The sequence below is a fragment of the Nostoc sp. FACHB-280 genome, assembly GCF_014697615.1.
Lineage (GTDB): Bacteria > Cyanobacteriota > Cyanobacteriia > Cyanobacteriales > Nostocaceae > Nostoc_B.
On record NZ_JACJSD010000052.1, the window covers coordinates 1 to 25,577 of the forward strand.

23 protein-coding genes are annotated in these 25,577 nt (G+C 38.3%); 12 read left to right on the top strand and 11 right to left on the bottom strand.

What is annotated here, in order from left to right:
• Positions 1 to 228 precede the first annotated feature (228 nt).
• The 3 genes from H6G75_RS27365 (at position 229) to H6G75_RS27375 (ending at position 4,676) form a co-directional block, all read left to right on the top strand.
• Positions 229 to 738, top strand: coding sequence for a GNAT family N-acetyltransferase (locus tag H6G75_RS27365; protein WP_190983053.1), 510 nt, complete (start codon positions 229 to 231; stop codon positions 736 to 738).
• A 56-nt stretch (positions 739 to 794) separates the two neighbouring features.
• Complete coding sequence (locus H6G75_RS27370; protein WP_190983054.1) at positions 795 to 1,565, top strand: SDR family NAD(P)-dependent oxidoreductase; 771 nt, start codon at positions 795 to 797, stop codon at positions 1,563 to 1,565.
• Positions 1,566 to 1,916: 351 nt separating this feature from the next.
• Positions 1,917 to 4,676, top strand: a complete 2,760-nt coding sequence (locus tag H6G75_RS27375) for a hypothetical protein (RefSeq protein WP_190983055.1) — start codon at positions 1,917 to 1,919, stop codon at positions 4,674 to 4,676.
• Positions 4,677 to 4,883: 207 nt separating this feature from the next.
• Here the strand turns inward: H6G75_RS27375 and ssuE are convergent, their stop codons facing one another.
• The 3 genes from ssuE to ssuD all read right to left on the bottom strand — a co-directional run bounded on the left by ssuE (position 4,884) and on the right by ssuD (position 7,388).
• The gene (gene ssuE / locus H6G75_RS27380; protein WP_190983056.1) at positions 4,884 to 5,450 is read right to left on the bottom strand and encodes an NADPH-dependent FMN reductase; all 567 of its coding nucleotides are present in this window, start codon (positions 5,448 to 5,450) and stop codon (positions 4,884 to 4,886) included.
• A 30-nt stretch (positions 5,451 to 5,480) separates the two neighbouring features.
• Positions 5,481 to 6,086, bottom strand: coding sequence for a carbonic anhydrase (locus H6G75_RS27385; RefSeq protein ID WP_190983057.1), 606 nt, complete (start codon positions 6,084 to 6,086; stop codon positions 5,481 to 5,483).
• Positions 6,087 to 6,227: 141 nt separating this feature from the next.
• The gene (ssuD, locus tag H6G75_RS27390) at positions 6,228 to 7,388 is read right to left on the bottom strand and encodes an FMNH2-dependent alkanesulfonate monooxygenase (protein WP_190983058.1); all 1,161 of its coding nucleotides are present in this window, start codon (positions 7,386 to 7,388) and stop codon (positions 6,228 to 6,230) included.
• 860 nt (positions 7,389 to 8,248) lie between these two features.
• On the opposite strand from ssuD, the gene H6G75_RS27395 reads away from it, so the two are divergent.
• The 5 genes from H6G75_RS27395 (at position 8,249) to H6G75_RS27415 (ending at position 11,432) form a co-directional block, all read left to right on the top strand.
• Positions 8,249 to 8,929, top strand: a complete 681-nt coding sequence (locus H6G75_RS27395) for a Uma2 family endonuclease (RefSeq protein ID WP_190983059.1) — start codon at positions 8,249 to 8,251, stop codon at positions 8,927 to 8,929.
• A gap of 45 nt (positions 8,930 to 8,974) precedes the next feature.
• A complete protein-coding gene (locus H6G75_RS27400) occupies positions 8,975 to 9,199 on the top strand; it encodes a type II toxin-antitoxin system Phd/YefM family antitoxin (RefSeq protein WP_190965793.1) in 225 nt (74 codons plus the stop codon).
• Positions 9,199 to 9,585, top strand: coding sequence for a PIN domain-containing protein (locus tag H6G75_RS27405; RefSeq protein WP_190983060.1), 387 nt, complete (start codon positions 9,199 to 9,201; stop codon positions 9,583 to 9,585). The genes H6G75_RS27400 and H6G75_RS27405 overlap by 1 nt, the downstream gene beginning before the upstream one ends.
• 87 nt (positions 9,586 to 9,672) lie before the next feature.
• The gene (locus H6G75_RS27410; protein ID WP_190983061.1) at positions 9,673 to 10,923 is read left to right on the top strand and encodes a ribulose bisphosphate carboxylase small subunit; all 1,251 of its coding nucleotides are present in this window, start codon (positions 9,673 to 9,675) and stop codon (positions 10,921 to 10,923) included.
• Between the two features lie 134 nt (positions 10,924 to 11,057).
• On the top strand, positions 11,058 to 11,432 hold the full coding sequence (locus tag H6G75_RS27415) for a hypothetical protein (RefSeq protein ID WP_190983062.1): 375 nt from the start codon (positions 11,058 to 11,060) through the stop codon (positions 11,430 to 11,432).
• Positions 11,433 to 11,467: 35 nt separating this feature from the next.
• Here the strand turns inward: H6G75_RS27415 and H6G75_RS27420 are convergent, their stop codons facing one another.
• From H6G75_RS27420 to H6G75_RS27435, 4 genes are all read right to left on the bottom strand, one after another.
• Complete coding sequence (locus tag H6G75_RS27420; protein ID WP_190983063.1) at positions 11,468 to 13,018, bottom strand: mercuric reductase; 1,551 nt, start codon at positions 13,016 to 13,018, stop codon at positions 11,468 to 11,470.
• 114 nt (positions 13,019 to 13,132) lie between these two features.
• On the bottom strand, positions 13,133 to 13,945 hold the full coding sequence (locus H6G75_RS27425) for a TVP38/TMEM64 family protein (RefSeq protein WP_190983064.1): 813 nt from the start codon (positions 13,943 to 13,945) through the stop codon (positions 13,133 to 13,135).
• Between the two features lie 39 nt (positions 13,946 to 13,984).
• Positions 13,985 to 14,734, bottom strand: coding sequence for a TVP38/TMEM64 family protein (locus H6G75_RS27430; protein WP_190983065.1), 750 nt, complete (start codon positions 14,732 to 14,734; stop codon positions 13,985 to 13,987).
• 74 nt (positions 14,735 to 14,808) lie between these two features.
• The gene (locus H6G75_RS27435) at positions 14,809 to 15,510 is read right to left on the bottom strand and encodes a TIGR04283 family arsenosugar biosynthesis glycosyltransferase (protein WP_190983066.1); all 702 of its coding nucleotides are present in this window, start codon (positions 15,508 to 15,510) and stop codon (positions 14,809 to 14,811) included.
• A gap of 212 nt (positions 15,511 to 15,722) precedes the next feature.
• Here H6G75_RS27435 and H6G75_RS27440 point away from each other — a divergent pair, with 212 nt between their 5' ends.
• From H6G75_RS27440 to H6G75_RS27450, 3 genes are all read left to right on the top strand, one after another.
• Entirely contained in the window at positions 15,723 to 16,814 is a 1,092-nt protein-coding gene (locus H6G75_RS27440) for a DNA polymerase beta superfamily protein (protein WP_190983067.1), read from the top strand.
• A 610-nt stretch (positions 16,815 to 17,424) separates the two neighbouring features.
• Entirely contained in the window at positions 17,425 to 18,210 is a 786-nt protein-coding gene (locus tag H6G75_RS27445) for a cupin domain-containing protein (protein WP_190983068.1), read from the top strand.
• 116 nt (positions 18,211 to 18,326) lie between these two features.
• Positions 18,327 to 19,382 (top strand): low specificity L-threonine aldolase, encoded by a 1,056-nt coding sequence (locus H6G75_RS27450; protein WP_190983069.1) that lies wholly within the window; start codon positions 18,327 to 18,329, stop codon positions 19,380 to 19,382.
• Positions 19,383 to 19,540: 158 nt separating this feature from the next.
• Here the strand turns inward: H6G75_RS27450 and H6G75_RS27455 are convergent, their stop codons facing one another.
• The 4 genes from H6G75_RS27455 to H6G75_RS27470 form a co-directional block, all read right to left on the bottom strand.
• Positions 19,541 to 20,932 carry an AtzE family amidohydrolase gene (locus tag H6G75_RS27455; protein WP_190983070.1) on the bottom strand — a complete coding sequence of 464 codons (1,392 nt, stop codon included), beginning with the start codon at positions 20,930 to 20,932 and terminating at the stop codon, positions 19,541 to 19,543.
• 3 nt (positions 20,933 to 20,935) lie between these two features.
• Entirely contained in the window at positions 20,936 to 21,559 is a 624-nt protein-coding gene (locus tag H6G75_RS27460) for a DUF4328 domain-containing protein (RefSeq protein WP_190983071.1), read from the bottom strand.
• A 99-nt stretch (positions 21,560 to 21,658) separates the two neighbouring features.
• On the bottom strand, positions 21,659 to 21,847 hold the full coding sequence (locus H6G75_RS27465) for a DUF4089 domain-containing protein (RefSeq protein WP_190983072.1): 189 nt from the start codon (positions 21,845 to 21,847) through the stop codon (positions 21,659 to 21,661).
• 359 nt (positions 21,848 to 22,206) lie between these two features.
• On the bottom strand, positions 22,207 to 24,072 hold the full coding sequence (locus tag H6G75_RS27470) for an iron uptake porin (protein WP_190983073.1): 1,866 nt from the start codon (positions 24,070 to 24,072) through the stop codon (positions 22,207 to 22,209).
• 543 nt (positions 24,073 to 24,615) lie between these two features.
• On the opposite strand from H6G75_RS27470, the gene H6G75_RS27475 reads away from it, so the two are divergent.
• Positions 24,616 to 25,470 (top strand): alpha/beta hydrolase, encoded by an 855-nt coding sequence (locus tag H6G75_RS27475; RefSeq protein ID WP_190983074.1) that lies wholly within the window; start codon positions 24,616 to 24,618, stop codon positions 25,468 to 25,470.
• The last annotated feature ends 107 nt before the right edge of the window (positions 25,471 to 25,577 follow it).

The following is a 25,577-nucleotide window of genomic DNA, read 5'->3' on the forward strand; positions in this document are numbered from 1 at the left end:
ATCAATTGAAGACCTAGAATATTTATTACATCAACTCTTAAATGAAGGAGCGTTAATTATTAAATGGGGACGAAAACTCAAAAATAAAGGCGATACTATTATCACAATTTAAATGCACAAGAGCTTAGTATAGCAGTTTTATTTGATATGGTGACAAGAGAGAGATGTTTGTAAACGTTTTTCGCAGTTCGTTATTAAGTCTTAAGCAACAATTTATTGGATAAGAATATGCAGTCATTAGAGACATTTAAGACGCATCGACTGTTAGCTGAGAGGCTGCAATTTCAACATTTAAATGAATTAAATCGGATGCACCAAAACAAACAAGTTATGGCAACTTTAGGTGGTGTACGTTCTGATGAAGCAACAAGGCTGTTTATTTTCAATAACTTACATCATTGGCAGCGTTATGGATATGGGTTATGGGTATTTAGAGATAAAATTAATCATCAATTTGTCGGGCGTGCTGGTCTGCGTAATACTAATATAGATGGGATTAACGAAGTTGAACTCGCCTATGCTCTGATGGCTAAATTTTGGGGACAAGGTTTAGCTACCGAAATGGGTGAGAAAATCTTGCAAATTGGTTTTAAACTCCTAGATTTACAAGAATTAGTTTGCTTTACCCTAACAACAAATCAAGCTTCGCAAAGAGTGATGGAAAAGTTAGGTTTTAAATATGAGAGAGAAATGATGTATGCTAATTTACCTCATTTGTTTTATCGGTTAAAAGCTTGATAATCAATCAAGAAAATGTAATATTATTGAATTACTAAATTAACAAACTAACTGAAATGCCTTTTAAAGAAAATTTTAACAATGCCAATGTAATAATTATCGGAGCCAGTCAAGGCATTGGGTTAGGGTTTGTTAAACAATTGATTCAAGATATCAGAATTAACAAAATTTACGCCACATATCGACAAGAAGAAACTGCCCAAGAATTACTAGAGTTAACAGATGAATATCCTGATAAATTAACTTCTCTACAGATGGATATTACTGATGAATTACAGATTATTACAGTGGTAAAAAATATCAGCACACAAATCAATAAGCTGCACTTAGTAATTAACTGTGTTGGACTGTTACATGAAGGGGATTTACAACCAGAGAAAAGCTTAAAACATATTAATCCCGAAAATTTACTGCGCTATTTTCAAATTAATAGTATTGGTGCAGTGTTATTAGCTAAACATTTACTACCTTTATTTCGTCATCAAGAACCTAGTGTATTTGCCTCTATATCTGCTAAAGTGGGCAGCATTGGCGATAATCAATTAGGTGGATGGTATGGTTATCGTGCTTCTAAAGCGGCGCTAAATATGTTAATGCGAACAACCGCAATTGAGTATGGTAGAAGTTGTCCTCAAACGTTGGTTGTGACTTTACATCCAGGAACAACAGATACACGCCTTTCTCGTCCATTTCAGCGCAGTGTACCCCCAGAAAAATTATTTTCTGTAGAACGTACTGTAAGCCAATTATTAACTGTAATTGAAAAATTGGAACCTGGCGATAATGGGCAATTTTTTTCCTGGGATGGGAGCAAGCTACCTTGGTAAAAATCTGAAGCTAGAGCTTAAGTTGGGTTGATTGCTAAGTGCGATCGCCCATTAGTTAATCATATAATATTTTAGTTTATAATTTGAGTATTTCAACATATTTTCAAGACATTATTCCAGAATTAAACTCACCTAAAACTATTTAATATAGCTGTTGAGGCTGATAGTTAATTCAGTCTTTAGTTCAATAGAATTAAAGACTGTGATCGCCTAAAATTTTCAGCAATATGTAGGGTGTATCTACACTTAATATAAGACATAATATTTTACCAAAGAGGACACAAAAAAAATATCAAATATTTAGGACTTTATTGCTGGATTAAAGTCTAAATTTATATATTGGTTTTGCTCATGTTTAGCCTATTTTTGCATAAACAGCAATATTATTATCTATTGCTGTTTACATTATTATTTCTACCTCAATTAATTCCTAAAAAAGTAGAAGCTAAAACTATCTCAATTCAAGAGTTAATCAATTCTCAACATACAGATAACCAAGATTTTGCTAATTACAAGTTTGGGGACAACATTAGATGTAATTCCATAAATATATGTAATGCACAAAGTATAAAATCAGAACCAGTCCAAGTTTTTCCCAATATTAATAATTTAAATCAGCCAAATTTATTTAGTCCAATTCTCAACCCAGATTTTTATCATACTGAATTTGATATTAAAAAGCCGACTAATCTAAATGAGCCGGAACAGAATTCTGTTGACAGCAAAAAAAAGTTACAGCTATTAATGCTTAATGCTCTGACTAACAGTGCTACGAGATATCCTTGGATAATTGACCCCAGATATAACTTAAATTTTGCTACATCCTCATTCAATCCTTTTAAAAATGCCAATTATATTGATTTTTCGATTAAGTTTTCCGCAAAAGCTCCCATAGTTGATCGATTTAATTTTACCCACTTTCCGCAAGCAGATCAATTTTATTGGGTATTACCTAATAATCGAATTGTAGTAGAAACTCAGGGTTGGCAAACTGGTATTTCATATCAAGGAGAAACCACAGACTTTAAACGTATTCAAATTGTGCGGTTAACGCAGAGACTTTGGGGAATGCAAGCTGTTTCTTCCCTTCCCCAAGACTTTCAAGAACTGGTAGGAGGAACTAGCTTCAATCAATTTTCTATTCAATCAATTGCTGCTGAATTAGTCAATCCGGTAGGTATTCCTGCACCGCCTGTTCAAATTAATAGTCCAATTACAGCCAATGGTTCACAAATAACTTCGATAGTTCCTAATATTTCTAGCTTGAATACTCATCGTCCTCCTTTAATTTTACAATCTTTTCCCACTAGTAACTTACAACCATTATTAAGAGATGTTACTCTACATAGAGGTACGGTAGTTCCTCAAAATAATTTAGAACAAGCTGGTTTTATTTGGGGAAATCCTTTAACTGGTGAACTAACAAGATTTCAAGCTCCAACTACTTCTATACCAGGAATCAAACCAGGGAGTCGAGAACAATTTGATAACTCTGATTTGTTTGACATTTTGCTAAATCCTGATATTAGTGACCAACAACGTAATTTATCTTACCTAAATTCGCTATTTTGGGTGACTTTAGGTCAACAACAAACGCTATTGAGAACTAGAGATAAAACAGAAAATCAAAATTGGCAGAGATTTTATTTCAGTCGTCCCCATAATCGGACTTTGTTGCAATATGATTCATTAGTCAACAAAGCAACTTACACTAATATTTATAGTAATCCTGGTGTTTCTTTGTCTTTTTCTCTTGAGCCAATAGATGTCGATCAAATCCAAACTGCTAATAATTCTTTGGGAATGCTATTAGGAGGTTTTTTTGAATTTATCAATCCTCCTGAAATAACGAGCAGTTTACAAGAAGCCAAAGCGCGATTCTCTCGACAAGAAAATTTTGCGCCTATTAACTCAAAAGCTACACCAGAACAGAGAAGAAAAATTAATCAAATTCTCAACAGAACTCTGTTTTTAGGTAATCGGACAAGTGGTTTAGAACAAATTTCTGGAATTTATACTTTTCCCAGTACAATTACACCAACTAGTTCTAGTATTTTCCAAATTCGCACAGGTAATTATCGTCGAGCCGTGCAGTTTATCAATGGCGAACGTACTTGGAGAGAAGGTAAAACCTATATTTCTAAAATAGATGTTTCTAATCACAGTTTTGGCCGTTTAAGTTCGGTGAATGTGCCGATTCCTGCAACACAAATACCGACAGCTTCTAATAACCGTTCCGCAGCTTTACAGGTGGCTTTAATTAGTCCTAACGGCGAGAGTTTTGTCCAAAACTATAATTCATCTGATAGTACAACAGTTCCGGTAAATATACGTTCATTTGATTTAGCTTTTGACAATATTGAACTCAGCCAGAATGGACGACTGGTTACTCATATAAAAACTTTTAATGGCTATTTATCTTTACCTGCAATCGAAACTTTATGGGCTGGGGCTGCTGGTAATTGGAACTATAGTATTAATTCTGGGATTTGGTTGAATTTAAATTCAAATAATGCTTTTGATATTACTAATGAACTTGGAACTTCCGAGCCAGCATTAGGTTTTTATACTAATGGATTATTAAACTATATTAATAGTCATATAAAATTAAATGCTGCTGGGCAACCTCAAGCTATTACTAGCCATATTCCTGCATTAAGATTTCATTGGAATAGTGGCAGCAATTATCAAAATCCTGCTTATATTAATTTGAGTTATTCTTTTATTCGTCAAGATAAAGACAGGAATAATTATTCATTGACTACAGGAATTATATTTTATGATCAAATTCGTCGTCTCAGACAAGCAGGATTTTTTCAAGGTGCATGGGAATTTAGTACAGGAGTAGAGTTGAAAACTACGGTAGAAATCAGTGAAAAATTTTTCTACACTCTAGAAGGCACGCAGAAGATAAATGATAATTGGCATTTTGGTGCTTATCTGCAAAATTTTCGAGATATTAGCCGTGGTATTAGAAGCAGAGTTAATGATTTTTCTTATGGGTTATTAATTAAGCGTGAGATTCCGAGTGATGGTATTTTTTGGGAATCTCGCTTGGGTATGAGTGGAAATACCTTTGAGGCGCGTTTTGAGGGGGGATTTCGGTTCTGAGGAAATCATGAATGGATAAGGGAGATAGAGTAATACCATTTCACTTTAAATAATGATACATATCAGCAAGTAGAGGCAGGATTTGTATCAGTAATTTTGTGAATTGATATCAGCTTTCATACAAATTCTGTCTGCACTCCTCAAAAGTAAACAGATGGATAAAATTTACCCATCTGTAGCAAGTAAGCGGAGGTATAAACTTGTGCTTTAATTGGCGTGTGCTAGTTGTGGAGATTCAATAGCAGAGAATTTCACAGCTTTGACGAACTCTTGTAGTACATCTTTGAGCCTTTGTTCGAGTTCTTCATCTAGCAGGACGCTATCATCGGGTTGCTTTTGAATTTGTTTATCGACTGCATACACAGTGGCGAGAATGTGCCGTGCGCCTAACTCCCCTAAGATGGGTTTCAGGGCATACTCAATAGCTAGTAAATGGGCAATTGTGCCGCCAGTCGCCAATGGTAATACAACTTTCCCAGTCAATGATTTTTGGGGGAGTAGGTCTAAAAATGCTTTGAGTATGCCTGTGTAAGCTGCTTTGTAGATTGGGGTGGCAATAATTACGCCGTCGGCTTGGGCTAATAAAGCTTTGGGTTGTTCTAAGGCGGGGCTGTCATACTTGCCAAAGACTAAATCTTCCGCAGGTAAATCGCGCACAGAAATAATATCTATGTGTAGGCCTTCTTTTTCTAAAAGTTTGGCTGTGTATTCCAAAATTCCATAGGTTCTGGAAGGATGGGAAGGACTACCAGCGATCGCTAAAATCCGAGTCATGTAAATACACTCCTAATTTATACAATTAATTCACGGTGATTTTGTCTTTTTGGTCTGCATAGCCTCGGCTGTGTTGACCTTCTCACTTAAACGTTGGTAGGGGCGGCGTAAACTCATTGTCTCAACTTCCCAAATGTAGCCATGAATCACCACATCATCGGGAATCAACGGAGATTGACGTAGCAATTCCACCTGCTGTTTGCAGATTTCGTCCACATCGGTAAAGGTTTTAATCCATTTGGAAAACACACCTTTGGGTAGTTTCAACTCTGGTAAGGCGGGATCAACTGCAACTTCATCCACCTCAATTCCTCGGCTGCGTAACACTTCACTGAGAAAGTCTCCAGAAGCACTCATCATGCCGCACTCGGTATGGTTAATCACAATAATTTCTTTGGTGTTAAAAAACTGTGTGGTTAACATTGCTGATCGAATGGCATCATCTGTAACTAACCCGCCAGCATTACGAAAAATATGTGCATCGCCTTCGCCAATTCCTAAAGCTTTTTCTACTGGTAAACGTTCATCCATGCAGGCTAATACCCACAAACGTTTATTGTTGGGTATGCCTAACTGTCGCCGCAATGCCCAAGCTTCTTTTTGTGCAATTTGTTCGTCAATGTGTTGATGTAACATAGCGGCTAATATTGTGTTCTTTGAAAGACTTATCATTAAGACCGCAGAGGAAGAGGGGAGAGAGTTTTAACGTTTCTGCACAGATTTCTGGAATCAGAACTGATTAACTGGATATGATGTAATCTCTCATCCCTTTACTTTTTAGGATATAGACGCAGCTTTGTGCTGAGGCTGCTGCTTCAGGAATTCTTCATTAGCAACAATCTCGCCAAAGGGACTAATAATGTGTTGTTCTTCGACTTTGGGCAAGTTCTCTAACGGCAAACGGGGGAATAATAATTCTGCAACGCGATAAGCTTCTTCTAAATGGGGATAACCAGAAAGAATAAAGGTTTCAATTCCCAAGTCTGCATATTCCTGCATTCTGGCGGCGACTGTATCAGGATTACCTACCAGTGCTGTACCTGCACCACCGCGCACTAAACCCACACCCGCCCACAAATTGGGACTAATTTCGAGTGTTTCGCGGCTACCTTTGTGTAGCTGACTCATGCGGCGCTGTCCTTCTGAATCCATCCGCGCATAAACTTTTTGGGCTTTGGAAATGGCTTCATCATCTACATAGCGAATCAATTGATTGGCTGCGTCCCAAGCTTCAGTTTCAGTTTCCCGCACAATGACGTGCAGCCGAATGCCAAACCGCAAAGTTCTACCTTCAATCTCTGCAAGTCTGCGAACTGCGGCAATTTTCTCGGCAACTTGCGCTGGTGGTTCACCCCAAGTTAAATAAACATCAACGTGCTTGGCGGCGATTTTTTGGGCAATAGCCGAGGAACCACCAAACCATAACGGCGGATAGGGTTGCTGCACAGGCGGAAACACAATTTTGCCGCCTTGAATATCTAGATACTCACCTTTGAGGTCAACTGTTTCGCTACTAACAAGCGATCGCCATACCGTCAAAAATTCATCTGTTAATTCATAACGCTCATCATGACCCAAATGCAAGCCATCTCCAGCCGCCTCTACCGGATCACCACCAGTCACAACATTAATCAACAACCTCCCCCCAGACAAACGGTCAAACGTCGCCGCCATTCTTGCAGCTAACGTTGGCGACATCAACCCCGGACGTATCGCCACTAAAAAACGCATCCTTTGAGTTAGGGATACTAAAGTTGATGCCACAACCCAGGCATCTTCACAAGACCTCCCAGTAGGTAATAATGCCCCTGTGTAACCTAGGTCATCTACTGCTTGTGCAATTTGTCGAAAGTACGGAAAGCTAACAGACCTCCCGCCGGTGGCTGTTCCCAAGTAGCGCCCATCGCCGTGGGTAGGGATGAACCATAGTAGCTGCATGAGTCTTATCCTTATCAAAAACGGTAATTATATCGATTTACCGTATTTTCATCTTGGATTAAGAGTATCACACATTGAACTCAGGGAAGCAAGGGACTTTGGCAAATTTCTGCGTTCATACTCTGAAAAAACACAGGAATGAAAGGGTCTAGTGACGTGTCAACACTAAATTTAGTGCAACATTTAAAGCTTGCTACGCCAGTGGGATGGGCAATACCCTCAACATAAAAATCAGGGTTTAACAAAATTTTTGCCATTGTCCACTTAATCTTAATTGCCATCAAATCACTTCTAAAAATTTTTCATTAGATTTTTTGACTTTAGCAATCCAACCTTTATATAAATTTATAATCTCTGCATAAGGAACGGTAGTTTCTGAGATTAAATAAAATAATGGCTGGGCAAAATTGTTAGTAAATAAGTAAGTCGACGTGAAAAAACATAACTAAGTTAAGAAAGGTAAACAAGGCTACTATCCTCTTCCCTTCTGCCTCCTGCCTTTTTAAGGGGGATTTAGGGGGATCGAAATATGTGCAACTTTACATTAAATTGGTATTAGCTTGTGGAGAATTTTGGCGTAAATGTCTCTAATAAGATATCCAATAAATAACTATTATGACTCATAATTGGAATAACAATATTGAATTGTTAAATAAATTCAAGAATATTCATGGCGGATATATTAAATAAATAATTAAACTTATATGGTAATTAAAAAAATGAATAACCAACCACTATCAGAAGTGAAAATTTGCGTTTTATGCGAATCATTTTGTTACTAATTGGGAGTCTTGGTTAAATTGGTTTAATTAAGAATTGCTTATACTAGAGGCAGTAAAACTTTTGCAAGGAATCTAAAGATGACAGCATCAGATATTAAAATACCACCTTTAGAAAGTGGCGATCGCCTAACTCGCCAAGAATTTGAACGTCGTTATTATGCCATGCCTCATACTAAAAAAGCAGAACTAATAGAAGGAGTTGTATACGTGGCTTCACCCTTACGTTTTAAAAGTCATGGAAAACCCCACGGAAACTTGATAATTTGGCTAGGAAATTACAAAGTTGCGACCCCTGGTGTAGAGTTGGGTGATAATTCCACAGTCCGCTTAGATTTAGATAATGAACTACAGCCAGATGTTGTGCTGTTAATTGATGAACAACTGGGTGGACAAACAAGTATTAGTGAAGATGATTATATAGAAGGCGCACCAGAATTAATTGCCGAAGTTGCTGCGAGTAGTGCGGCTAATGACTTGTATGATAAAAAGCGCGTATATCGACGCAATGGTGTAAAAGAATATATTGTTTGGCAGGTTTTTGAGAATCAATTTGATTGGTTTATTTTAGAGAATGGTGAATATAAATCATTAACACCAGATATAGATGGGATTATTAAAAGTCATGTCTTTCCTGGTTTATGCTTGGATGTAACTGCGCTGTTAACTGGAGAAATGACCCAAGTTTTGGCAGTACTGCAAAGAGGTTTAAACTCACAAGAACATCAAATATTTATACAACAATTAGCAAATAAATCTTAAATTATTTATTCAACGCTATAATTTTATTAGCAAAAGGTATTTTTTATGCAGCAAATTAATTTAGCTGAAGCATCTCAACACTTATCAGAATTGATTGACGCGGCGCTTGATGGTGAAGAAATTATCATCACAAAAGATAATCAGCAGGCTGTGAAGTTAATTCCTATATTGCCAGTGAAACGCCGTCGTCAACCTGGAAGTGCAAAAGGATTAATCACTATGGCTGATGACTTTGATGCGCCTTTAGAAGATTTTCAGGAGTATATGTAGTGCTTTTTTTGATGGATACACATACTTTTATCTGGTATGTAACAGATAATTTAAGACTAAGTAATCAAGTACTAGAGTTAATCAATGATGAAGATAACAGAATTTTTATCAGCATTGCTAGTATTTGGGAAATGGGAATTAAGCAGGGTATAGGAAAGTTAACTTTTAATCTCCCATTAGAAATGTTAATTACCCAGCAAATTAGTATTAATGACTTCAGTGTATTAGATATCAAAATTGGTCACGTTAGTACTGTTTCCCAACTGCCATTACACCATCGTGACCCTTTTGACAGAATGTTAATTGCTCAGGCAATAGTAGAAAATTTACCTATATTAAGTGCTGATACAATTTTTGATGCTTATCCGATTAAGCGTTTGTGGTAGCGATGCTGAAATTCTACCGCAAGATTAATAAACATTAGTCACCAAAAAAACTTAGCATTAATAAATTAGTCTTCACCAGGGATATTTATGAGTTATTATATTGCTCCTCGATTTTTGGATAAAATTGCTGTTCACATCACTAAGAACTTCTTAAATCTTCCTGGTGTGAGAGTTCCTTTGATTTTAGGCATTCATGGACGTAAAGGTGAAGGAAAAACCTTTCAGTGTGAGTTAGCTTTTGAAAAAATGGGTGTGGAAGTGACACTCATTTCTGGCGGTGAATTAGAAAGTCCAGATGCGGGAGACCCGGCGCGGTTGATTCGGCTACGCTATCGAGAAACAGCAGAACTGATTAAAGTGCGCGGTAAAATGTGCGTACTGATGATTAACGATTTAGACGCAGGTGCAGGCCGCTTTGATGAAGGAACTCAATATACTGTAAACACACAGTTGGTAAATGCCACACTGATGAATATTGCAGACAATCCCACAGATGTGCAGTTACCGGGAAGCTATGATGCAAATCCTATCCGGCGTGTACCAATTATCGTTACAGGTAATGATTTTTCCACTTTGTATGCGCCGTTAATTCGAGACGGACGGATGGAAAAGTTTTATTGGGAACCTAACCGGGATGACAAAGTTGGAATTGTCGGCGGGATTTTTGCACCAGATGGACTCTCTAAGCGGGATATTGAACAGTTAGTTGATACCTTTTCTAATCAATCAATTGACTTTTTTAGTGCATTGCGTTCCCGAATTTATGATGAACAAATCCGCGACTTTATTCATCAAGTCGGTTATGAACGCATATCTTTGCGTGTGGTCAATAGTGTGGAAGGGCCGCCAGAATTTAAAAAGCCAGATTTTAGTTTGTCTCACTTAATTGAGTCTGGTCATTTTATGGTGGGTGAACAAAAACGGGTGGAAAATTCGCAGTTGGTGGATGAATATAATCGCTTGAATCGAGGTAGAAGAAATTATCAACCAGCGTCATCTGTGGCGGAAACACCCACTACTCAGCCGTCCACAAATGGATCTCGTCAACAGCAGCCTTCCAACACTCATATATCGCTAGAAACACAAGAACAAATTCGGCAAATTTTGTCTCAAGGTTTGAAAGTTACTTTTGAACATGTCGATGAACGGCGTTTTCGTACAGGTGCTTGGCAAAGTTGCGGGACAATTCACATCGATGCGGAATCGGATGCGATTTCAACTTTAGAATCCCATCTTACTGAATATAGCGGTGAATATGTCCGCTTGGTAGGAATTGACACAAAAGCTAAACGGCGAGTTGTGGAAACAATTATTCAACGTCCGAATAGCAGAAATTAATCATCCTATTTGATAGGGGAACAATAGAGACAAGGGGGACAGGGTAGACAAGGGGGACAAGGGAGAGTGTTTGTCTATCATTTAGGATTGTTATAGATTGATTGTAAAGGGCGATCGCACCACGAACACAACAGGTGATCGCTTTTATTTTTGAGTACTATACTGATAAATATGGCTACATATTTAAAGATATTTTCAAACATAATTTTTTCACTATGCGCTCCTTACTCTGGCAAAACTTAAAGCTGACCATTCCCACAGCCTTAGCATTTACTATTCTTGGTTATGCTGTTAGTTTGCCCATGAGCTTTCTTTTTCATGGAGAAGCAGCTTTTTGGAAATTCCGTCTCAGTAACGCAATTAGAATTGAGACACAAAAGCTTGATGAGCTTGATAGATTTCAAGCTAGAGTTGCTCTTGGAAGTACCGCAATGGGAATTATCATAGCTCAAACTGTTTTCATTGTTCATGCCTTTGCACCCAACCATCGCCAGATAAAAAATGAATGATGCTCAGATTCACAATTTTCCAGGACATTGAACCGTTATGAAAACTTAGTCAAAAATCCGAGAATGCGTTTGGTATTTGCAGTCAAAAGAGTGCGACGGTAAGTATCGGCGGCTTTTTTAATGGCTTCGGCTTGGGTGGGGTAGGGATGAATAACGCTGCTTAATTTACTCAAACCAATTTTATTTACAATTGCGGTGGTGACTTCTGAAATCATCTCACCTGCATGAATGGCAACAATGGTAGCACCAAGAATTTGATCAGAACCTTTTTTGTGGAGAATTTTGAGAAATCCAGCTTCTTCACCATCTGCGATCGCACGGTCTACACTACTAAAAGGAATTTTAATTGTTGCTACCTCAATCCCTTGTTTTTTTGCTTCATGTTCATACATTCCCACATGAGCAATTTCTGGGGATGTATATGTTACCCAAGGCATAATTAAGCTGCTAAGTTTAGAACGTCCTAAACCAAAGGGAGAAAACAGCGTATTTTTAATCACAATTCTGGCTGCTGCATCCGCCGCATGGGTAAATTTCCAATTCATACAAATATCGCCAGCCGCATAAATTTTTGGGTTGGTTGTTTGTAGATAATCATTGACTTGTATACCGTGATGAGTGTCGTATTTTACTCCCACAGCTTCTAAGTTTAAACCTTCCACATTGGGCGCACGTCCCGCACCTACTAAGATTTCATCTACGGTGACGGAATCTCGATAACCGTTACTAGAAAAATAAAGTCGCTTACCTTCAGTAACAGCAACCACTTCTTCTAATTGGCAATTTAATACTACACGAATGCCTTCTTGAATTAACACATTTTGAACAATTTCGGCTGCATCTGCATCTTCTTTATTTAACAGATGAGAACCGCGATGTAACAACGTTACTTCACAACCCAAACGCTGAAAAGTTTGTGCTAATTCACAACCAATTGGGCCGCCGCCAATCACAGCTAATTTATCTGGACGCTGAATCAAAGAAAACACAGTTTCATTAGTTAAATAACCAACATTTTCAATTCCCGGAATTGATGGTTTTACCGCCCTAGCACCAGTCGCAATTACCGCTTTTTTAAACCGCAGAATTTTACCACCGACTTCTACAGTTTGGTTGCTAGTAAAACAACCATTCCCCAAGAAAACATCAACACCTAAATTTTTAAAACGTTCTGCGGAGTCATGATGACTAATTCCCGACCTGATGCGGCGCATCCTTTCCATGACTGCGGCAAAATCAACTTCTACTTGTTGTTTGGAAATATTAATTCCTAAATTTTTAGCGTGCCAAATTTCACCAATTACCCGCGCCGAACGAATAATAGATTTTGATGGTACACAACCCACATTCAAGCAATCTCCACCCATGAGATGCTTTTCAATTAATGCGACTTTTAAACCTAAATCTAAACCTGCTGCACCCGCAGCGACTACTAAACCGGCTGTTCCCGCACCAATAACAACTAAATCATAACAATCAGCAGGCTGTGGATTTACCCAATCTGGCGGATGTACATAAGAAACTAATTTTTGATTGTATTCATCTACCGGGCGGACAATAACTCTTGATAATTCTGAATTAGACATAGTTTTAAGTGTGAAGTGTGAAGTGTGAAGTGTGAAATGTAATACCAAATCAATATGAATAAATTTGTATATTCACATCTTGCACCAAACGAAGCCGCTTGCACGTCTACGTTTTTATAGCCGCGAATTCCATTCGTCGGGGCTGGATGCTTCTTCGTTTATTTTTACTTCTTCTGCTAAAGCTTTCCGGGCAATGCGGGTAACATAAACAGTAACGGCAACTGTGGCAATAAAGCCAATGATCCGAATTGCCCATTGTACGGTAGGATTACTCGGTTGACCTTCAGTGCCTATTAATGCCAAATTTCCGGCTAAGGAACCAATATAAACATACATAATTGTGCCAGGAATCATCCCGATTGAACCAATAAAATAATCTTTTAGGGAAACTCCGGTGACACCAAAGGCATAGTTCAATAAATTGAAGGGAAATACAGGCGAAAGTCGAGTTAATAAAACAATTTTTAATCCTTCTCGACCAACTGCTTGGTCAATGGCGCTAAAGTTTTGATTATTGGCAATTTTATTTGCAACCCAATTTCTAGCTAAATAACGTCCTACTAAAAATGCTGCTGTCGCGCCTAAAGTTGCACCAATAAATACATACAAAGAACCCCAAACAACACCAAACACAACACCAGCGCCCAAGGTGAGAATTGACCCAGGTAAGAAAGCTACAGTAGCAATAATATACAGCCCAATAAACGCGATCGCACCTACTGTTCCTTGACTATCAATCCATTGTAAAGCATCACGTAAAAGGGTTTGGGGATTAAATGTATTGCTTTGTGCTGCTGTTTGGGCAAAGGCTGATTCTGAGTGAAGTAAAATGGCGATCGCTACACTGATCAAAGCTATGTTTGATAAATGATGAGCCTTAATTAAGTTTTGCCAATGATAATTTTTTACTAAAAATTTGTTTTCCATTTTATTAAATTAAAATATTTTTTCCATCATTATCAAATCTTATTGATTCTTTTCTTGAACTATTTCTGTAACTGCCATACTTTGCGATAAAGCTTTTTGAGCAATTCTGGTAATATAAATAGTTACAGCCACAGTTGCAATTAAGCCAATTATCTGCATCATTAATTGATAAGTTTGGGCTTCGGGCGTTAGTGTTTGACTAGACATATTAGTCATAGCTAAATTGCCTGCTAATGTCCCAATATAGACATACATAACTGTCCCTGGCAAAATCCCGAAAGAACCTAGTATATAATCTTTAAGGGAAACTTGCGTGACCCCAAAAAAGTAATTTAATAAATTAAAAGGAAACAAGGGACATAACCTTGTGAGTAAAACAATTTTCCATCCTTCTTTAGCTACTGCGACATCAATAGCTTTTAATTTAGGGTGGTGTTCAATTTGCCTTGACACCCAATTTCTAGAAAAATAACGCCCAATCAAAAAAGCCAAAACTGCCCCAATAATTGCGGCAATTAATACATATACTGAACCCCAAACTAAGCCAAATAAACAGCCAGCTTTTAAAGTTAAAACAGAGCCAGGAATAAATAACAATGTAGCTAAATTATAAACACCTATATATGCAACAACACCCCAAATTCCCAGGCTGTTGACTTGAGCAACTAAATTAGTAAAAATTGCTGAAAAATTAAGAAACCTAGCAGTAATAACCAAAGCGGCGACAAGTATCACTAAGAGAATAAATTTCAGTTTACCTTGGAATTTAGGCTGTGGTTGTGTCACCATAATTTTTGCATCCTAAATTATTTGTGCCAGTATCTCTCTTTTAACTAAATTACTCCATTTAAATGAAAAATAGCTTAATTCTGCTTAAATTTTTCCCGACGATACCAACTACGAATGCGGGTTGGTGAAATACCAAATAAATAAGCAATTACAATAATTTGATTAAGTAAGGTAGTTTTTACAATTCCCTTTTGTAACCATCTCCGCGCTGAAGTTACTACTGGCGTGTTGATAATTACAATGCGTCCTGTAGAATTTAATCGGCGAATTAATTCAAAGTCTTCCATAATGGGCAGTTCAGGAAAATTGCCAATTTTTTGGAAGATTTCTGGTGTTAAAAAAATTGCTTGATCACCGTAGGGCATTTGGAAAAAAAGCGATCGCCATTTTACACCCAACTCCACCAACCTTAACCCCAAAGCTGGGTGATCAATCTGCAAATCAAACGCACCAGCCACCACTCCCGGTTGTTGCAAAGCTGTACAAATCAAAACATCAAAGTCAACAGGTAAACGAGTATCTGCATGAAGAAATAACAACACCTCACCACTAGCCACTGCCGCACCTGCATTCATTTGCTTTGCGCGTCCAGGTGGTGAGGAAATCACTTTCGCACCCAAAGACTGAGCAATATTGATAGTGTCATCAGACGAGCCACCATCGACAACAATCACTTCTATATTTTTACCAGATTGAGTACTGGCGATCGCACCTGCAATATTCTTGGCTTCGTTGAGAGTGGGAATAATAATTGAAACTTTCGCAGTTTGGTGCATTTAAATTACCCAACACATAAATTTATCTAAGTTAATCTTCCTTTAAAAATTTTCTCTCACTTTGAAATACTTGAGCAAAGCCTAAAAACGTCTTCTCAATAATTGTGTCCACATACTTACATAATTTTGGGTTGTATGCTGATACTGCATTGACCCGAAACACACAGTATTTTTCTGAATTCAGGCTAAGATAGCTATTTTAATCATTTGATATGAAAAGAATAGAAGTCGAACAAAGAAGCATTTTGATTGGTTTAGCTGGTAGTCACGGCTATGGGTTAAATCGTCCCGACTCAGATTTAGATTTTCGGGGCGTGTTTATTGCGCCTAAAAGATATTATTTGGGATTTGACAATATAGAACAAAAAGACGCTGGTTGGGATGAACCAGGGATATTTCCGTTTATTGATGGCAATAAAGATACGGTTATTTATGAATTAAGAAAAATCTTGCAATTATTAGCAGGGGCAAATCCTAATGTTTTGGAATTGCTGTGGCTGCATAAATATCCTGTATTAACAGAAGTCGGACAATATTTAATTAAACATAGACATTTATTTTTAACAAAGAAAGTTAGGCATACTTATACAGGTTATGCTTTTGCTCAAATCAAAAAGATGGAAACCCATCGCAAATGGTTATTAAATCCACCCCAAAAGCAACCGTTACCTGCTGATTATGGGATAGAAAATGAAGAGCCACTCAGTAAAGATGAGTTAAATGCTTTTTTGGAGTATTTGTATCTCTTAATTAGAGGGCGAATTGAGTTTTTAGAAGAAGCCGAGCAACTATATCAATTATTAACAGCAGATATTGATTTTAAAGGAGTACTCAAACAATATACTTTACCCAATGAAGCTTTAGAATATACCGAAAAATTAACTTATGGTCGGAAAGACTTTATTCGACTGCTGCAAAAAAGTCAAAGTTATCAAATTGCTGTGCGCGAATGGAAAGCATATTTATCTTGGCAAAAAAACCGCAATCCAGTTAGAGCCGAAATGGAAAGACAGTCTGGATTTGACCTGAAACATGGAATGCACTGTATTAGATTACTTCGCAGTGGCTTAGAAATATTGCAACGCGGCGAATTAATTGTTGATAGAAGAATGGCTGGAGATATTGATGATTTAAAAGCTATTCTCAAAGGTGAATATAGTTATGAACAGTTAATGCAAATGGCAGAAAATTTAGTAGCACAAATGGATGCTGTCTATGAGAAATCAACTCTACCTGCGAAACCTGATTTGGAACAGATTAATGAACTATGTATAGAATTAGTGGAAATGCAAGGATGGAGTTAGTTATACCAATAGCTAATTCTAAATTACGTAAGTCTGACAGCATCGGGTTTTTTGAATTTGAAGATGATACTGAAATAAATTCAAGACAAGGAATAGCTTGTGTTGCCTGGTGCGATTTGCTTTTAGGATTGTTAAAACTTTATATATAACCGGAAAGTAAAAATAATAACATAAAAAAAATACAATTATTAAAAATATTTGTACTGATTCTTCATGTAATCTTCAGAAAACGACTTAAGTAAATGTACTATGATGATTTTGTGTACATCAGTAGTTTTACTAATTTCTGCTGTTCAAAACAAAATCAAAAGATTATTCTATCCGCTTTCACCCAAACAGTACTGAACTGCAAGTACTGATCTATGAATTAGATATGTAGTATTGGAAATCAACGTTTCATAAACTTTTGATATATTGCCTTTTCTAATAGTGGCGAAATAGGCATATTTCAATTTTTAATGCTTTTGATTAGTAAAAAAGCAGATTTTACTAGCCATAACAGCATATTTCATTTAAGGCAATATTCAATTTTTAACACCAGGTAAAGAATCTATTTCAATACTGCATTCAGAAATTTTGCAACGAGTAAGACAAAAAACATCAATAAATTATGCAACAAACAACTGCAATCCTACTACAAAAACAAGGACAAAATATTGCGATAGAGTCGGATATATTCAGCACTTCTATGCAGTCAGAGCAGAATTTTTACTGTCAGCGATTCTTAGAAGCAAGAGAAATTGACTATACAATGGCAAATCATCCATCGCGTGCTTATTGGGTGATTAATTCGATTGATGTTAATGAAAGTGAACAGGACACACACTACATATTTGTTTCTGAAGGGGAAGTTACTCTCAAAAGTGCTAATGGAGAGTTTTTATTGCAGAAAAATACCTTTGCCGCAGTTCCAGGAAACTTTTCTTTAAATGGTTCAGGAAAAGTATTAGTTGCAACAAGACTTAATTACACTGGACTTTTCACCATTGGCGGGCCAATTGAACCATTAGGAAGATTAAATTATATTGATGGTTGCTCTTCAACAGTGTTGATTAACCCTTTACGACGTGGTGAACCTTGCTTAAATTTCCTCTATGTTCCTCCTGGTGTGTCGCAAACTCCCCATACTCATCCTTCATTACGAATTGGACTGGTAGCTGAGGGTAATGGAACTTGTCAGGTAGAGGAGGGAACATTCAAAATGCAGCCAGGAACAGTATTCTGTTTGCCCGAAAACAAGTTACATAGCTTCTCTGCAATTGATGATTCTTTAAGAATTATTATTTATCATCCAGATTCTGATGTTGGCCCTACAGATGATTCTCACACAATGCTAAATAACACTTTTGTAGGAAAAACCTCAGCTAAAGTGATAGATGCAATTAGAACAAAATAACCACTGAATCAGGACTGCCTTTTGATGAGATGAATCCAAGGCAGTCTTATATTTATTGATAGCAGTTCTAAACTTATGCAAGGTTAAACTAATATATTTATTTTCTAGGAGTGCCGATGATTTTATTAACAAGTGATACTGAAACAAAGCCGACACAGGCGATGCGACAGGCGATCGCTAATGCTGAGGTAGGCGACGAGCAGAAAGGCGAAGATCCGACTGTTAATTTATTATTAGAACGAGTTGCAGATTTACTCGGCAAGGAAGCAGCTCTGTTTTTCGCCTGTGGAACCATTTGCAATTTTGTCGCCATTAAAACTCATACTCGCCCTGCGGATGTAGTGCTAGTAGAACAAATGGCACATATCATCCGCGCCGAATCTGGTGGTGCAGCCATGACTTCTGGTGTGTTAATGGAAGCAGTGACCAGCGAGAGGGGAATTTTTACAGTTGATGCTGTGGCGCAAGCATTGACAAGAGTTGCGACTGCACCTTACTTATACTCAGCAAATCCTCGCTTATTGTGTGTTGAGCAAACACACAATTTTGGTGGCGGTTCAGTTTGGCAATTGGAAGAACTACGTGCGGTTTGTGATTTTTCCCGGCAAAAAGGTTTAGCTACCCACATGGATGGAGCAAGATTACTAAATGCTGTGATTGCATCGCAAACTCCAGCCAAAGACTTTGCTGCTTGTGTTGATTCTGTGTGGGTTGATTTTACTAAAGGACTGGGCGCACCCATCGGTGCAGTGTTGGCAGGAACCAAAGAATTTATCGCCCAAGCACGCCGATATAAACATATTTTTGGTGGTGCAATGCGTCAAGCCGGAATTGTAGCCGCAGGCTGTCTGTATGCACTAGATCATCATATTGAACGTTTACAAGAAGACCACGACAATGCGGCTCACTTGGCTAAAAAACTGAGTGAAATTAATGGAATTACAGTCCAAAATCCCCAACCAGAGACAAATATTGTTTTCTTTGATGTATCTGGACTCGGAATTGACAAAGGTCAATTTCTGACTTTATTACAAGAGCGTGGTGTCAAAATGGGAGCCGTTGGTAATTCGATTCGAGCCGTCACACATTTAGATGTTTCGCGGGCTGATATTGATGTTGCGATTAATGCTATTTACGAGATTGCAAAATCTTCTGAAAAAGTCAAAAATTAGAGAAACTTTTTCTTTCTGCCCCTAGATGTCTTGATGATTAGTCTTTTACAGGGCAGGATGTTAAGCTAATCGTCATTTAAATTGCACTATGTTTAATGGTAAATAAAGCTCCAAACCCTCTCCCTTGCTCCCTGCCCCCTGCTCCCCTGCGGTCTTAATCATAAGTCTTTTACCGGACACGATATTACCCCTTGAGACTCTAAAAATGCTGCAACTTGCAAGATTAATGCTTCGTTGTAGGGGGCGGCGATAATCTGCACACCTAAAGGTAAAGCATCTGGATGGTAAATTGGCACTGATAAAACAGGTAAACCAATAAAAGATAAGGGTTGGGTAAATAATCCTAAATGTGGACGCACTAAAATTTCCTCACCATTTAAAATCATGGTTTGCTGACCGATGAATGGTGCAGCAATTGGTGTGGTGGGGGCGAGAATGATATCGACATTTTGAAAAACCGCGCGGACTCGATCGCGGTACCAACGGCGAAATCGTTGGGCTTGGATGTACCAACTACTAGGAATTAACGCCCCAGCCAAAAAGCGATCGCGGGTTGCGGGGTCAAAATCTTGGGGGCGCGATCGCAATTTATCTAAATGCAGATTTGCACCTTCACTGGCGGTAATCACAAAAGCTGCTGCACGAGCGCGTTTAGCTTCTGGTATGGTGACAGATTGAGTTACTCCCAAAGCCTCTGCAACTTTGTGAACTGCGGCTAAAGCTTCTGGGGTTGCACCTTGAATAAAATAATCATCGGCTATGGCAATTCGCAGATGAGAAATATCTTGATGGAGTTGGGCTAAACACAATTCTGGCGGACGTTGGCTAGAAATCGGATCACGTTCATCTTTTCCTTGCAACACATCAAAAATCGCCGCCGTATCCCTTACCGAACGGGCGAAACTGCCAATATGGTCAAAACTACTAGAAAATAAAGCCACACCAGCACGGGATAACCTTCCATAAGTTGGCTTGAAACCAAATACACCACATAAAGCCGCCGGTACACGAATGGAACCGTTCGTATCAGAACCGAGGGTGAAGGGAACTAAGTCAGCCGCCACCGCCGCCGCCGAACCACCAGAGGAACCACCTGCAATGCGTTGTAAATCATGAGGGTTATGAGTAGCACCATAATGAAAGTTTTCCGTAACAAATCCATAGGCGTACTCATCCATATTTAAAGCGCCAACCAGCACAGCACCAGCTTGTTTCAACTTGGCGACTGCGGTTGCATCTTGGGTAGCTGGGGGATTTTCGGCGTTAATTTCTGCACCAGCTAAGGTGGTGATACCAGCAATATCAAACAGATTTTTCACAGCAAAAGGGACACCAGCCAGTAACCCTGGATGATTACCTTGGGCGATTTCTTGATCAATTTTGGCTGCATCTGCTAAAGCTATTTCTGTGGTGACAGTGGTAAAACTGTTAATTTTGTAGTCTATGGTGGCAATTTTTGTGAGTGCAGCTTGAGTGACTTCGACTGCACTCACTTGACCACTGCACACAGCAGCCGCTATTGATAAGGCATCAGCTAAATCTAAATTCATCACTTAGGCAACAGTGCGTTTAGCTTTTTGAGTCACAGCAGTTCGCATAGTTTTGATGAGTTGCAATAAAACAACGGTAAAACCTAAATCTAAGAAGCAAGATAATAACAGCCACACAGGCAGAAATTTATCTTCAGGATGTTTATAAGCTTCAAAAACAACGCGATTGACTGCCCTTGAGCCTATCATAAAACCATAAAGGGGAGCTATTAACGATCTCACTTGTTCACCAGCACTGGTTAAATCGCCACCTTCGGTTTTAAATTTGTCCGCAAAGGTGGATAAAGTATTCGCTATACCCCAAAGGCTGTAGATAGGAATCAAAAATCTAGCGATCGCACCCCCTGGACTAATCGGATATTCTTGAAAGAGATTTTTTAAATCTGTATGGATACGATGTAGCCAAATCAAAAAAATAATAATTGAAGCGATACTCGTCAGCAACGCCACTATTGATACTACTCCATCTAAACTTGCCAGTATTTGATAAACTGGTTGCGCGATGACAGCTAACAACGAGAACAACGTCGAAACAATCCCAACTCCCACCACTACCCACAGCACCCGCACCAAAAATTTGCCGATAGCCGCAGACTTCAAAGAACTAGCAGCATTGAAATTCGTCATGGCATTTTTCCAATGACATTATCGGCTAATATCTTAGTCTTGCTAGTTATTATGAAAACTCAGTGCATTTACGTAAGGCATCAAGGAAATGATAATAAACTATGGTTCAAATACAGGTGCAGCCTCAACTTCTGCGGGTAGAGGAAATGAGTTTACTATTTGGGCGATCGCTTGAATTCTCGCAAAATTCGCTACCACTCCCTCATAATATTCATCCTTAATTGGCAAATCTAATAATAAAGCAGCTTGCTCAACATACTTATTTATATCTAATTCTGGATTTTGCATATTTTCTAGCCACTTCCCGAATCTTCAAATGGTAAGTATACAGAATAAAGAACTCAGAGGTTATTTATAAAGTAAAAATTCTCGTAGTGGCGTGGCAAGGCTAAAAATATTGCATGATAAATTTCTTATGGGATGGGCTTCTCGCCCGTCTGCTGCGGGCAGGATGTCCACTCTACAAGAATTATATTTATGCCCTACTTTAGTGTTGCCACGCCACTAGTTGAGGTTTACTTTATCAATCCTCTCTCAGAAGCGATCGCAGTTTAATACTCGACTTCTAAATTATGAGCATCTCTATCTAGCAAAAGCTCGATTCACTAATCATTCTGAATTCTGACTTCTGACTCCTGAATTCTTCCCTAAAAAGTAAACGTACTCCGCAGGACACCTACAGTTGTCGTTTCATTTCTGCTGTCACCTTCAGGGTTAAACAACACAAAAGCACCAGGAGTAATGCTGATATTATCTGTCAGCTTAAAGCGATAATACGCCTCTAAATGATAAGGAGTAGCACGATTTACTCCATCTGGAGCCAGTTGTGCCGAACCACTAGCATCCGAACGAAACAGCGGTTGTCCAAAAAGAATCCCGGCATTATTCCCTGATTTAAATAAATCATTAAAGTGCAGCCCTACCATCCAGCTAGTAAAGGTAGTGGAAGCATCAACAGCACCCGAAGAATCATCCACAAACATTGCAGCACCATAACCAGACAAAGCAACCTTGGGAGAAAAGCGCCAAGTTACTGTACCACCAACAGAATTGAGAGTTACAGGTGTTCCTAAATCAACGCCAGCTAACGCGCCAATATCATCACGAACTAATCCCGTACCTAAGATGTTAATTTCGTGATAACTGTGGGCATAGTTTAAACCCACATCTATCGAACTAGTAGGTTTAAAAGTTAACTGAGTGCTGAACACACTACTACCACCAAACACACCCGCACCTAAAGGCGTGTTAGAAACCCCAGGAACAATATCACCTGCTTCTTGAGGTATGTTAGCGTTAACACTCCCATATAAAGCTCTTAAATCTAACTGAGGAGAAATACTAAAAATAAATCCCGCCGCCGATGCTAAACCAGTTCCCGAAGTTCCACCAGAAACTCGCGCCACAGGATTTAAACCTGCAAACCGCGAAATCGACTCATTTCCTTCACCATAAAAAGGTGTGATAGCAGGAAAAGCGTCTGTTGCTTCCGCCGCAGTTCCCGCAAACAAAGTTAGTTTATCCGCGACTGGAAAAACATACAGTAATTTATATAGTTGTACGCTGTTCGCTGACTGCGCTGATAAAGTTTTCACATCAAAACCAGGAAAAAGCGGTTCAAAACTTGTCCTAGCACTACTAGAAACCAATAAATCCGAAGCTAACCCTAAACTATTTTGTAAGCTTCCACTTCCATCTACACCACCCAAAAAGTTGTAAGCTTGCAAACCCGTTATTAATAAATCTTTCCCAGTAAAGCTAGTGTTGAGATTTAACCGGACTCTGTTTACCAAAATAATATTAGGATCGCCCTGATTAGGTGCGCCACCTGTAGCACCAATCCCGGCAATAATTACCTCGCCATTGAGTTTAGTAGTAGTAGAAAATTGATTGGCTTCTAGTTCGGCTGTGCGTCCTTCTAGTGCATCTACTCGTCCCCGGAGAGTTGCGAGTTCTGCTGCAAAATCTTCTTGTAATTTTTGTAAGGTTGCTAAATCTTCTTTTTTAACTAAATCAGAAGTCGCTGTGGCGATGAGTTCGTTAACTCGTTCTAAACAAGCATTTAAGCCTGCTGCAAACTCATAACGAGTCATAGCACGATTGCCACGATAACTACCATTGGGATAACCAGCAATACAACCATAGCGTTCAACTAAAGATTGTAAGGATTGAAAAGCCCAATCAGTTGGTTGCACATCAGATAATTGTGATACAGATGTTACTTGAGGGTTGTCGTTATTGTCTGATGTCTGCAACTTATTAGATGGTGAGGAATCTTGTACCTCTGGCTTACCCTTGATAGCTGGTGCTTCCGGTTGGCTACCATCAGCGAGAATCAACTTAGTTTCAGTACCAGCAACTTGGCTGTTGATAATTGCTGATTTTTGCGGAACATTTACCAATGAATTATTATCTATTGGTACGGAGTCAGCTAGGGCTTGTATGGGTAACAATCCGTTAATTAAACATAAAAAACTAGCTCCACTAGCAGAAGCTAGGAGATACTTAGCCATGACAACTCCTCACAGATATAGAATATTCAAAAAATTTATCTACGATATTTGACTGTTATGAAGCATTGTCAAATGGATTGCACTAAACCATTGTGCTTCTCATCAGTAATTACCGTAGATCATAAAATATAGTAAATACTATTTAGATAAAAAAATATCATTAACAATGATTTATAGTTTTAATTCTTTTGATAACCTGATGTTAATCATATAGATTATCTATGGTAATCATAGATAATCACTAAAAACAGAAACCCCCGACTTCTTCAAGAAGCCAGGGTTCTGAATCTAGTGAACTTTAGAAATGAAAATGTTCATCTGTGTAATTTTCGCAATTCTCATTCTAGTGAGATACAAGCAAGAATAATTAACCGCAGATCAACGCAGACGTATAAGCACGAGATGCTTACCGCAGGCTATGCAGATGGAAATAGATAAACTTGTGCCTATGTAGACTAGAGAATAATATACAAATTTTAATTATCAGTATAAAATCAAAAATTTCTCTTATAAATTGTATAGAGAAATTGCAAAATTAATTTTATGATTAACCACAACGAAAGTACATTTCGGGGTATTGGTGAAATTGACCTCTATTACCAAAGCTGGCAACCAACAGATAATGTCAAAGCTGTATTAGTGATTGTACATGGGTTAGGCGGTCATAGTAGCAAATACAATAACATAGTTCAACATTTTATTCCTAAACAATATGCTGCTTATAGCTTTGACTTGCGTGGTCATGGACGTTCCCCAGGACAAAGAGGATATATTAATTCTTGGGCTGAGTTCCGCGAAGATTTGCGAATTTTTTTAGAATTAATTCAAGCTCAATACCCCAAATTACCAATTTTCCTGTTAGGTCATAGTTTAGGTTCAATAGTTGTTTTAGACTATGTTTTACGTTATCCCCAAGCTGCTGCTGTGCTGAAAAGTGTGATTCTTCTTGCCCCCAGTTTAGGAAAAGTTGGGGTGTCAAAAATTAAGCTATTACTGGGACAATTGCTATCACGAGTATGGCCAAGGTTCACTTTAAATACTGGTCTTGATTTATCTGCTGGCACAAGAGATGAAAAAGTGTTAGCTATCTATGCTCAAGATACTTTACGACACACTTTAGGAACGGCTCGTTTAGCAACGGAATTTTTGAATACTGTTAGTTGGATTAATCATCACACTAACAAATGGCAATTACCATTATTAATTCTCCACGGTGGCGCGGACAGAATTACATTACCAGAAGGAAGCCAGATTTTTTATGAGCAATTAACTACTTGTAAAGATAAGACTATAATTGTCTATCCAGACGCATATCATGAACTGCAAGATGACCTCAATTATCAAGAAGTTTTAGCTGATTTAGAAAGTTGGGTGGAAGGGCATTTATTATCTAATTGAAAATATCTCATTGTTGGGGGATGAGGGAGACAAGGAAGACAAGGGAGACAAGGCAGATAAATATAAATGTAGTAGTACATTATATTGGAAAAATTAACCGCAGATAA

Excerpts from the sequence above, each read along its gene's own strand:
- H6G75_RS27365 (WP_190983053.1), top strand. The coding sequence starts at position 229 with ATGCAGTCATTAGAGACATTTAAGACGCATCGACTGTTAGCTGAGAGG.
- H6G75_RS27370 (WP_190983054.1), top strand. The coding sequence starts at position 795 with ATGCCTTTTAAAGAAAATTTTAACAATGCCAATGTAATAATTATCGGA.
- H6G75_RS27375 (WP_190983055.1), top strand. The coding sequence starts at position 1,917 with ATGTTTAGCCTATTTTTGCATAAACAGCAATATTATTATCTATTGCTG.
- ssuE (WP_190983056.1), bottom strand. The coding sequence starts at position 5,450 with ATGACTCGGATTTTAGCGATCGCTGGTAGTCCTTCCCATCCTTCCAGA.
- H6G75_RS27385 (WP_190983057.1), bottom strand. The coding sequence starts at position 6,086 with ATGTTACATCAACACATTGACGAACAAATTGCACAAAAAGAAGCTTGG.
- ssuD (WP_190983058.1), bottom strand. The coding sequence starts at position 7,388 with ATGCAGCTACTATGGTTCATCCCTACCCACGGCGATGGGCGCTACTTG.
- H6G75_RS27395 (WP_190983059.1), top strand. The coding sequence starts at position 8,249 with ATGACAGCATCAGATATTAAAATACCACCTTTAGAAAGTGGCGATCGC.
- H6G75_RS27400 (WP_190965793.1), top strand. The coding sequence starts at position 8,975 with ATGCAGCAAATTAATTTAGCTGAAGCATCTCAACACTTATCAGAATTG.
- H6G75_RS27410 (WP_190983061.1), top strand. The coding sequence starts at position 9,673 with ATGAGTTATTATATTGCTCCTCGATTTTTGGATAAAATTGCTGTTCAC.
- H6G75_RS27420 (WP_190983063.1), bottom strand. The coding sequence starts at position 13,018 with ATGTCTAATTCAGAATTATCAAGAGTTATTGTCCGCCCGGTAGATGAA.
- H6G75_RS27425 (WP_190983064.1), bottom strand. The coding sequence starts at position 13,945 with ATGGAAAACAAATTTTTAGTAAAAAATTATCATTGGCAAAACTTAATT.
- H6G75_RS27430 (WP_190983065.1), bottom strand. The coding sequence starts at position 14,734 with ATGGTGACACAACCACAGCCTAAATTCCAAGGTAAACTGAAATTTATT.
- H6G75_RS27435 (WP_190983066.1), bottom strand. The coding sequence starts at position 15,510 with ATGCACCAAACTGCGAAAGTTTCAATTATTATTCCCACTCTCAACGAA.
- H6G75_RS27440 (WP_190983067.1), top strand. The coding sequence starts at position 15,723 with ATGAAAAGAATAGAAGTCGAACAAAGAAGCATTTTGATTGGTTTAGCT.
- H6G75_RS27445 (WP_190983068.1), top strand. The coding sequence starts at position 17,425 with ATGCAACAAACAACTGCAATCCTACTACAAAAACAAGGACAAAATATT.
- H6G75_RS27450 (WP_190983069.1), top strand. The coding sequence starts at position 18,327 with ATGATTTTATTAACAAGTGATACTGAAACAAAGCCGACACAGGCGATG.
- H6G75_RS27455 (WP_190983070.1), bottom strand. The coding sequence starts at position 20,932 with ATGAATTTAGATTTAGCTGATGCCTTATCAATAGCGGCTGCTGTGTGC.
- H6G75_RS27460 (WP_190983071.1), bottom strand. The coding sequence starts at position 21,559 with ATGACGAATTTCAATGCTGCTAGTTCTTTGAAGTCTGCGGCTATCGGC.
- H6G75_RS27465 (WP_190983072.1), bottom strand. The coding sequence starts at position 21,847 with ATGCAAAATCCAGAATTAGATATAAATAAGTATGTTGAGCAAGCTGCT.
- H6G75_RS27470 (WP_190983073.1), bottom strand. The coding sequence starts at position 24,072 with ATGGCTAAGTATCTCCTAGCTTCTGCTAGTGGAGCTAGTTTTTTATGT.
- H6G75_RS27475 (WP_190983074.1), top strand. The coding sequence starts at position 24,616 with ATGATTAACCACAACGAAAGTACATTTCGGGGTATTGGTGAAATTGAC.